Below are 8,678 nucleotides of genomic sequence, written 5' to 3'. Positions count from 1 at the left end.
ATGGCGGCGCAGTTCCCACATTTCGCGAACTGCGTCCGCCGCTTCGAAACGGGTGTCCATGGCCGATAGCATCCTTGACGGTGACACTCGTAGGATGCTGGATGATACCGGCATCGTCAGCTACAGCGTTCTGGACCAGGCGCTGTGGACACGCTTCCGCACTGCCGGGACGTCCGATGAGTTCATCGGCGCATGGCTGGGCCTCCTGTGCCGCCAGATACCCGATGCCTCCGCAGCAGCCCTGGTGCTCGGGGAAGCCGATGCCGGACCTTATGTGCTAGCCGCCGCATGGCCGAACTCGCAGTCGCCGGCCGGCGGACTTCTCGCTGCCGCCGAAATGGCGACAGGAAAGCGTCAGGGCGTCAGTGTATCGGGCCCGGCGGACGACACACAGATCATCGCGTCCCCCATCCTCATCGACGGGCATCTGTTCGGAGCCTGTGCCGTTGCGGTGAACCGAAACGACGCTGCCTTCACCGACATCATGCGCAAGATCCAGTGGGCTTGCGGCTGGGTCGAGGTGCATGTGCGCCGCGGCATGGGCGATCAGAGCGAACAGGCAGCTCAGCGCAGCCGCTTTGCGTTCGATATGTTGGCGACAGTGATCGAGAAGAAGCGATACAAGAGCGCCTGCACTGCGCTCGTCACCGAACTCGCCATGCGGCTGAATTGCGACCCGGTCGCCATTGGCGTGATGCGCCGGCGCTGGACGCGCGTTGCGGCGGTGTCCCACTCGGCAGCATTCGACAGCAAGGTCAGCTTCATGCGCGACGTCGCGGCGGCGATGGACGAGGCGATCGACCAGCGGGCCGTGGTCGTCGCGCCACCGCGCGAGGGCCAGGAATATCGGGTCAGCATCGCGCACGAAGCCTTGACACGCCAGCACAAGAACGGCGCAGCCCTGACCGTGCCGCTGCAGAGCAACGGCCGGATGACGGGCGCGCTCACTTTCCTGCGGCCAGCCGACGCGATCTTTGACCAGGAGACGATCTACCTTTGCGATGCGGTTGCGGCCGTGGTCGGACCCGTACTCGAAGAAAAACGCCGCAACGACCGAACAATCTTCACCAAGGCGATCGAGGCGGGCTGGATCCAGATCAAGAGGCTGCTTGGCCCACGCTTCATCGGGCGCAAGATTGCGACGCTGGCCGCCGTGGCGATAGCCGCCTATCTGAGCGTCGCCACCTCGCCCTATGCGGTAACGGCGCCAGCGGTCATTCGCGGTTCGGTGCAGCGAACCATAGTCGCCCCATTCAGTGGATATGTTCTGTCGGAATTCGCCAAGGCCGGCGAAACGGTGCGCAAGGATCAGGTGCTGGCGCAGCTCGACGATCAGGACCTGACCTTCGAGCGGCTGCGGCTGGTCACCACCAAGGCTCAGAAGGAAACGGAATTTGACCGCGCGCTGGCGCGTGGCGAGCGCGCCGAAAGCCAGATCATCGAGGCCCAGATCAAGCAGGCGGACGCGCAGCTGTCGCTGATCGACGAACAGCTGCGGCGCACCCGCCTGGTGGCGCCGTTTGACGGATTTATTGTCGCCGGCGATCTGTCACAATCGGTCGGCGCGGCGGTCGAGCGTGGCCAGGAATTGTTTCACATCGCGCCACTCGATGCTTACCGTGTGGTGCTGGAAGTCGACGAAAGCGACATCGAAGACATCAAGATCGGCCAGACCGGCCAGTTGCGGGTCAGCGCGTTGCCGAGGGTGCCGCTGTCGTACAAGATCGAACAGATCACCTCTGTCTCGCGACAGGGCAACGGCCGCAACTCGTTCATGGTCGAGGCTTCGCTCACCGGGTCCCCCGAGCGGCTACGTCCCGGCATGGAGGGCGTCAGCAAGACCCATGTGGACGAACGGCTGCTGTTCTTCGTCTACACCCAGAAGATGATCGACTGGCTGCGCCTTACCCTCTGGCGTTGGGCGGGCTGACCATGGACAGGAGTTATTTCAGTTCGTCCTGGTATCGTGTCGCGCAATTGAAGCCGCGGCTGCGAAGCCAGGTGAGCATCCACCGCACGATCTTCCGCGGCCAGGTCTGGCATGTGATGCAGGACCGGACCTCAGGCCGCTTCCATCGCTTCACGCCGGAGGCCTATTTTATCATCAGCCTGATGACCGGCCGACGTACCATGCAAGAAGTGTGGGACAACGCCTGCGAACGCCTCGACGAAAAGGTCATTACACAAGACGCGGTGATCCGACTTCTGGGGCAGCTTCATGCTTCAGATGTGCTGTTCGGCGACATTCCGCCCGATATTGAGGAAATCGCCGACCGCGCCAGCAAGCAGCACAACCGTAAACTTCTGTCGAAATTCGCCAATCCGCTGGCGATTCGCGTCGGGCTGTTCGATCCGGACGAATTCCTCAACGCGACCTATCCGCTTGTGCGGCCGTTCCTATCCTGGATCGGCGGCGTCGCCTTCCTCGCGCTGGTTGCCTATTCGATTTTCCTTGCTGCGATGAACTGGCAGGCGCTGACCGGCGACGTAACCGACCGGGTTCTCTCGGCAGAGAATATCGTGCTGATCCTGATCGCCTATCCCTTCATCAAGGCTCTGCATGAACTAGGACATGCCTACGCCGTCAAACGCTGGGGCGGTGAAGTGCATGAGATCGGCGTGATGCTGCTCGTATTCATGCCGGTGCCCTATGTCGACGCGTCGGAGAGCCTTGCATTCCGGGACAAGTGGCAGCGCGCCTTGGTGGGGGCGGCAGGCATTATCGTCGAGGGGCTGTTGGCCTGTCTGGCGCTGATCGTCTGGCTGAATGCCGAGCCCGGACTGGTGCGCGCCTTCGCATTCAACGTAATGCTCATCGGCGGCATTTCGACCTTGCTGTTCAACGGCAATCCACTGCTGCGCTTCGACGGTTACTACGTTCTGAGCGACATTCTCGAGATACCGAACCTTGGTCAGCGCGCGACCAAATATCTTGGCTATCTGGTGCAGCGTTATCTGTTCGGCATCGAAAGCGCCGAAACGCCGGCGACCGCACAAGGCGAAGAGTTCTGGCTGTTCAGCTACGGCGTCACCGCGTTCTTCTACCGGATCGGCGTTATGGTGGCGATCGTCACGTTGGTCAGCCAGCGTTTCTTTGTCGTCGGCATGATGATGGCTGGGTGGGCGCTGGTGCTGATGGTTGGTTTGCCGCTGGCACGACAACTGTGGTTCCTGTTCACAAGCCCATCATTACGAAGGACGAGGGGGAGGGCCTTCGCCGTCGTTGCAGCCAGCCTCGCGCTGGTAGCCATGCCATTCTTTGTCATCCCGCTGCCTTACGCGACCGCCGCGCAGGGCGTCGTCTGGCTGCCGGGCGACGGGGTCGTCAATGCCGGTGTCGATGGCGTGGTGACCGAAATTGTCGCGACCCCCGGCGCCCGGATTGAGCAAGGCGCCCCGATCCTGCGGCTGGAAGACCCCTTGCTGGAAGCGCGGACCGTCCTGCTGGATTTGAGGGTCGGGGAGCTTGGGCGCCGCCTTGAAAAGCTCGATGTCTCAAACAAGGTCGACGCTAAAGTGGTGGCCGAAGAACTCAGGCTGGCACGCGCCGACCTCGTCCTCGCACGCGACCGTGCCGAAGCGCTGACGGTACGGGCGCAGGCAAGCGGAACTCTGATCGTTCCTTCGGCAAAGGATCTCGACGGCAAGTTCGTGCGCCGTGGCGAGACCTTGGCCTATGTGACGCGGTTCGATCAGCCGACATTGCGCGCCGTGATCCCAGAAAGCGACGCCGACCTGGTTCGCAACCATACGGCGTTCGTCGACGTGCGCTTCGTCGAAGACCCTTCGGTTTCGCATCCTGCCAAAATCATACGCGAAGTGCCTTCGCTGACCGCAACTTTGCCGAACGCCGCATTGAGCACTGTGGGCGGTGGGGAGTTTTCGCTCGATCCGACCGATCCTTCGCAAAAGCGGGTGCTTGCCAACTTGATGCATCTGGAACTGGTGCTGGCCAATCCAAGCAAGATCGACCGCATCGGCGGGCGCATCTACGTCCGCTTTTTTCACGGCAGTGTGCCGCTTTACGAACGTACGTATCGCTGGATCAGGCAGGTGTTCCTGCGCGTTTACCAAGTCTAGTCCCCCATGAACGGAGTTAGTAATCTGTGATTGAAGTTAACTAAACTGCTCGGGAAGTGCGCTGAATGCCGCATTTCACTTTACAATCGGATGCCGTGGTGGTGTGATAAATACTTGTCGATCAAGTATTAACGCATAGCATATCGCGGAAACGATAAATTAACTGAGTTTTACACCTCAAGGAGAGTTATCATGACTGTTCAGCTTCTTTTCTATCAAGACGCCAAGCCGGTAACTTCAGACCGTCACAGGGATGTGTCGATCAAGACAGGTCACTCCTACGCCTTCGCCCGCAACGTGAACTCGGTACCAGTGACGGCTGTCGAATTCGCGCAGGCAGCGGCGGAGTATCCGATCGTTTTCGCGGGCACCGAACAGTCGATCATGCCGGCAGTCATTCTTGGCGTGAAGCAGACTGAGAACCTTTATGTCAACGATGCCGGCAACTGGAGCGGCAAATATGTTCCGGCGTTCGTGCGGCGCTATCCGTTCGTTTTTTCCTCCGATGCGAGCGGCCGAACATTCATCCTCAACATCGACGAGAGCTTTGAAGGCATCAACCGGGAGGGCCGCGGCGAGCGGCTGTTCGACAGCGACGGACAGCAGACGCGCTACCTGAAAGAAGTGCTCGGCTTCCTTCAGGATTATCAGTCGCGCTTTCAACGCACCAAGCGATATTGCGATCTTCTGAAGTCTCTCGGTCTGCTGCAGCCGATGCAGGCGCAGTTCAATTTGAACAGCGGCGAGCGCCGTTCGCTAGCCGGCTTCATGACGGTCGACCGGCAGAAGCTGAAAGCGATCGATGCCGCCGACCTGCAGGCGATGTTCGGAAATGACGAATTGGAGTGCACCTATCTTCACCTCCATTCCTTGCGGCACTTCGCCAACATGCTGGAGCGGATGCCTGCCTCAGGCCCGGATGTCGAGGACAGATCGGAACCGGCACCAGAAGCGGCTTCTGCCAAAGCGAAACGGGAAACCGGCAAAGCGACGGGGCGCAAGGGCGGTGACGAAGCGGACGTAAGGCTGCCGCAGGCTTGACAAAGTTGACGACCGAGATGTTACCCGAGCGTATTAGGATGGAAGCTTGACTGCGGCCGGGCAAACGGCCGGGGTCCTGCTCCCGGCCCTCGATCTCGGTGCCGAACGGGAAGACCCGGCGCCGAGATTCCTCGACTGGCTGGACCAGTGGCTGGTTGGCGTGGCCTCGCCGTTACGGGAGCGGGCAAGGCTCCGGCGGATGTATCGCGCGCTGCCTCGCATCGAGGCACTCGGACGTGACTATGCGGGCATAGCCGAAGTCGAGCTTGTCGAGCGGGTCGCGGCGTTCCGCCCGGTGATGCGCCGCGGCGGCCTGACCCAGGCGAACATCGAACGGTGCTTCGCGATCGTGCGCGAGATATCATGGCGCAAGCTCGGCCTGCGCCACCACAACGTTCAAATTCTGGGCGGCCTCGCAATGCTCGACGGGCGGGTGGCGGAGATGGCCACAGGCGAGGGAAAGACGATCACCGCCGGTCTTGCCGCATCGGCCGCGGCGCTGGCGGGTACGCCGGTTCACATCATAACTGTGAACGACTATCTGGCGGCACGCGACCTTGCGACGCTCAAGCCTGTCTATGACTTTCTCGGCCTGACCACGGGCCTGATCCAGAGCGGCGACAGGGCAGGGCGGCCGCAAGTCTATGCGTCGGACATTGTCTATGCGAGCAACAAAGAGGTTGCGTTCGATTACCTGCGCGATCGCATGGCGCTTGGCCAAAGGACCGGGCTGCTGCACCGCAAGCTCAGCGGCTTCGGCCAGGCCGGCAGTGTGAATTCGCAGACAGTCATGCGCGGTCTGCACCTGGCAATCGTCGACGAGGCCGACAGCGCGCTGGTCGACGAGGCACGCACGCCGCTGATCATTTCCCAGGAAAGCAACTCCGTCGACGAACGCAACTGGGCGGAAAAGACATTTCGTCTGATCGAAGACCTGCAACAGGATGTCGACTACGTGCTGTTGCCGGACCAGCGCCGCATCGAATTGACGGAAGCCGGCAAGGATAGGCTCTGGACGCGCGCCGAGGCGGCCGACGGGTTCTGGCGCAATCGCCTGCGACGCGAGGAATCGGCCAGACAGGCGCTCTCCGCGTTGCTGCTTTTCCGACGCGGCGAACACTATCTGGTCACCGACGAGACCGTTCAGATCGTCGACGAATTCACCGGGCGTATCATGGCCGACCGCACATGGAGTGATGGCCTTCATCAGTTGATCGAATTCAAGGAGGGCTGCAAGGTGACGCCGCGCAAACGCACCGCCGCGCGGATCACCTACCAGCGCTTTTTTCGCCGCTATCTGCGCCTTGCCGGGATGTCCGGTACTGCCTACGAGGTCAAGGGCGAACTGGGCGCGGTCTACGGGCTGTCGGTTCTCGCAGTGCCGACCCATGTGCCGCCCCGGCGCGCGAAGCTCGCGCCTATCGTGTGCGCGACGCGCGACGAAAAATGGAACCGCATCGTGCAGGAGGTCGAGACGATGCGGGCCCTAGGACGGCCGGTGCTGATCGGCACGCGTTCGGTCTCTGCGTCGCAGGAACTCAGCGCATGTCTCGAGCGCGCCTGCGTCGAGCATGCCGTGCTGAATGCCGAGCAGAGCGAGGACGAGGCAAATGTCATCGCGGGCGCGGGTCGAGTCGGAACGGTGACGGTCGCGACCAACATGGCCGGGCGCGGCGTGGACATAAAGGTCGATCCGGAGGCGCTGGCGATGGGCGGGCTTCATGTGGTGCTGAGCGAGCGCCACGATGCCCGTCGGATCGACCGGCAGATGGAAGGGCGGACGGCGCGCAAGGGGGACCGGGGGTCAACGCGGGACATTCTTTCGCTGCAGGATCCGATCCTCGATCTCGCGCCGCCACGCCTTGTCGAGTGGGCCAGCCGGCGTCAGAGCTGGTTCCGGCGCCGAGCCGCGCTTGCGCTGTTTCGGGTGGCGCAGATTCGCGCTGAACGCGCGCATGCAACGGAGCGCAAGGACCTGCTCGACCAGGACCGGCGGCTGGGTGTGCTGCTCGCATTCTCCGGCAAATCCGAATAGACTTGGGCCGGCGGCTGGACGGGCCGCGGCGGGCAGGAGGCACGTCAAATGCTGCGACCTATCTTCTCCATCGCCGTCGTGTTTCTGGCCGGCGCAGCTCATGCGGCGGCGCTGGATTGCGTCGTCAATCCTTCGATCGTAGTGGGTGTCGGCGGCACAGTGCCTGGCCTTCTTGAGGAGGTGCTGATTGATCGTGGCGACATCGTCAAAAAGGGTCAAATCCTGGCCCGGCTGAATGCCAACACCGAGCTGTCAACGATCGACCTGATGTCCGAACAGGCGGCCAACACGTCGGAAATCGAGGCCCAGCAGGCACGACACCAACTGGCCTTAAACCGCATGGACCGCTCCAAGCGGCTGGCCGGCCTGAACGTCACCTCCAAGGATGCCGTTGAGGAAGCGATCGCGCAAATGGAGGTCTCCAAGCGCGAAGTGGCGCTCGCCGAAACGCGCAAGCGCATTCTCGAACTCGAACTCGCCCGGGCAAAAACGGTGCTGGGCCAGAAGGTTATCGTCAGCCCGATCGACGGTATTGTCATGGAACGCAAGCTATATGCCGGCGAGTACCTCGATCAGGACGGCCAACTGGCCACGATCGCACAGCTCGACCCGTTGAGCGTCGAAACCTTCGTCGCCGACAGCGAATACAGCAAGTTCAGCGTCGGCCTCCCTGTCCGGGTGACCGTCAGCGAGCCGCGCGATGAAGTCCATGTCGGCACAGTTCAGGTGATCGACCGGGTGTTGGACGCGGCCAGCAGGACGTTCGGCGTGCGCATCATGCTGCCCAATGCCGGTAACCGATTGCCCGCCGGCCAGCGATGCAAGGTCGAATTCGACGCCAAATCGAACTGAACTGACTGAAGCCGAATGCCGGCTGCGCATACGCTCATGCAGTACTTCCGTGCCTTGGGGCGCCACCTAGAGCCGGGTGCCTTTCGCGCCGCGTGGCACTGATGCAATCGGTTAGAGAATGACGGTATTTTTTCGCACTGCCGCCAAGGCAATGCCAGGTCGCGGGACCATACGGAACAATACGGGAAGACTTCTGATACTGGCGCACGAAAAAATCAACAAAATCAACAATCTTAATACGTCCTTCGGGCCCACCAAAACGACCGCTTAAGTGGCTGATTTTTATGAGATTTTCTGAAGGGGTCCACGACGTGGACTCGAACCCCCTATTTTTAAGCTAGCACTCATTGGTCGCACCTCCGCAAGTAGCGAAGATGTTGAGGCAGACAACTGACCCAATCCGATCGTTTGTTGAGTCGTGTGCAGCGCGTCGACGAACCTGTGCGATTGCACGTTTTGCGAACGTTAGAACTCCGACCGCAGGTTCCAAAAAAAAAAGCCGGCCTTCAGATTGCGAGGTGGGTGTCAGGAGGGTCGTGTCCTGAAAACGGTCGATTGCCGGACAGAGCCGTCGCCTATTGTCCAGGCGCAACGCTAGCTTTGCGCCGCATGTCGGCCGTTGAAGTCAGCTTTTCTATTTTCCGCAAGCAGTCATCGAGTGTGATTGCTG

The 8,678-nt window shown here is 61.3% G+C and carries 5 protein-coding genes; all 5 read left to right on the top strand.

Annotation, left to right across the window (positions count from 1 at the left end):
- Nucleotides 1-94 precede the first annotated feature (94 nt).
- The 5 genes from DH08_RS16005 (at nucleotide 95) to DH08_RS15985 (ending at nucleotide 8,008) form a co-directional block, all read left to right on the top strand.
- The gene (locus DH08_RS16005; RefSeq protein WP_192180221.1) at nucleotides 95-1,930 is read left to right on the top strand and encodes a GAF domain-containing protein; all 1,836 of its coding nucleotides are present in this window, start codon (nucleotides 95-97) and stop codon (nucleotides 1,928-1,930) included.
- Between the two features lie 2 nt (nucleotides 1,931-1,932).
- Nucleotides 1,933-4,080 carry a peptidase M50 gene (locus DH08_RS16000; RefSeq protein WP_192180224.1) on the top strand — a complete coding sequence of 716 codons (2,148 nt, stop codon included), beginning with the start codon at nucleotides 1,933-1,935 and terminating at the stop codon, nucleotides 4,078-4,080.
- Nucleotides 4,081-4,272: 192 nt separating this feature from the next.
- Nucleotides 4,273-5,121 carry a SapC family protein gene (locus DH08_RS15995; RefSeq protein ID WP_192180220.1) on the top strand — a complete coding sequence of 283 codons (849 nt, stop codon included), beginning with the start codon at nucleotides 4,273-4,275 and terminating at the stop codon, nucleotides 5,119-5,121.
- A 46-nt stretch (nucleotides 5,122-5,167) separates the two neighbouring features.
- The gene (locus DH08_RS15990; protein WP_192180219.1) at nucleotides 5,168-7,156 is read left to right on the top strand and encodes a preprotein translocase subunit SecA; all 1,989 of its coding nucleotides are present in this window, start codon (nucleotides 5,168-5,170) and stop codon (nucleotides 7,154-7,156) included.
- A 78-nt stretch (nucleotides 7,157-7,234) separates the two neighbouring features.
- Nucleotides 7,235-8,008, top strand: coding sequence for an efflux RND transporter periplasmic adaptor subunit (locus DH08_RS15985; protein ID WP_157999217.1), 774 nt, complete (start codon nucleotides 7,235-7,237; stop codon nucleotides 8,006-8,008).
- Nucleotides 8,009-8,678 lie beyond the last annotated feature (670 nt).

It is taken from the genome of Mesorhizobium amorphae (genome assembly GCF_014843845.1).
Lineage (GTDB): Bacteria > Pseudomonadota > Alphaproteobacteria > Rhizobiales > Rhizobiaceae > Mesorhizobium > Mesorhizobium amorphae_A.
Note: the sequence above shows the minus strand (reverse complement) of the source record. Positions and strands in the feature narration are given on the sequence as shown.